Below are 1015 nucleotides of genomic sequence, written 5' to 3'. Positions count from 1 at the left end.
GGCGTTGCCGCCAACATCCTGCCTGCCATGGGCTTCGCCATGCTCGGCCGCCTGGTGCTCACCAAGCAGCTCGTGCCCTTCTACTTCCTGGGCTTCCTGCTGTGCTCCTACGCCAACGTGCCCGTCCTGGGCGTCGCCCTGATCGCCATCATCATCGGCATCGACAAGTTCGACCTGCTCGGCCTGGGCGGAGCCCAGCCCCAGCTCTCCGCGGAAGGGGATGAGGACGATGACTTCTAGTCCCGAGAACAAGATCACGCGCTCCGACCTCGTCAAGAGCGCCGTCAACGTCGGCGCCCTGGGCATGGAGTTCTCCTGGACCTACTACAAGCAGATGAACATCGCCTTCTGCCTGATGGTCGCCAACATGCTCAAGAAGATCTACGCCGGCCGCCCCGACGACTACGCCGAGGCCCTGCACCGCCACTGCGCGTTCTTCAACATCACCGTCCAGTTCGCCCCGTTCGTCGGCGGCATCGCGATGGCCATGGAGGAGAAGGTCGCCCGCGGCGAGATCGAGCCCGAGAGCGTCAACGACGTCAAGGCCGCCCTCATGGGCCCGCTGTCCGGCATCGGCGACTCCATCTTCCTGTCGACGCTGCGCGTGGTCGCCGCCGCGGTGGGCATCAGCCTGTGCCAGGCCGGCAACCCCTTCGGCCCCATCGCCTTCCTGCTCATCTACAACGTCCCCGGCTTCGCGCTGCGCGTCTGGGGCGCCGTCAAGGGCTACGAGCTGGGCGTGGGCTTCCTGGACGAGGCCCAGAGGACCGGCCTCATGCAGAAGATCATGACCTGCGTGGGCATCGTGGGCGTCATGGTCGTGGGCGCCATGTGCAAGGACATGTTCTGGGCCAGCATCCCGGTGGCCATCGGCTCGGGCGAGGACGCCCAGACCCTCCAGGACATCCTGGACGGCATCATGCCCGGCATGCTCGGCATGATCGCCTTCTGGCTGTACTACTGGCTGCTGTCCAAGAAGATCAACCCCATGGTGCTGATCGTTGCCACCATGGTC

General features: G+C 65.4%; 2 protein-coding genes. Both read left to right on the top strand.

The annotated features are described in order from the left end of the window. Positions 1 to 240: PTS sugar transporter subunit IIC (locus ACT84W_RS11165; protein WP_147324175.1), on the top strand; the 240-nt coding region annotated here is incomplete at its 5' end. Continuing rightward, positions 221 to 1015, top strand: a 795-nt coding sequence (locus ACT84W_RS11160; RefSeq protein WP_444329281.1) for a PTS system mannose/fructose/sorbose family transporter subunit IID, incomplete at its 3' end; no start/stop codon positions are given. The genes ACT84W_RS11165 and ACT84W_RS11160, both read left to right, overlap by 20 nt.

The organism is Paratractidigestivibacter sp. (assembly GCF_052362415.1).
Lineage (GTDB): Bacteria > Actinomycetota > Coriobacteriia > Coriobacteriales > Atopobiaceae > Paratractidigestivibacter.
The sequence above is the reverse complement of the archived record's forward strand: the minus strand, read 5'-3'. Positions and strand labels throughout refer to the sequence as shown.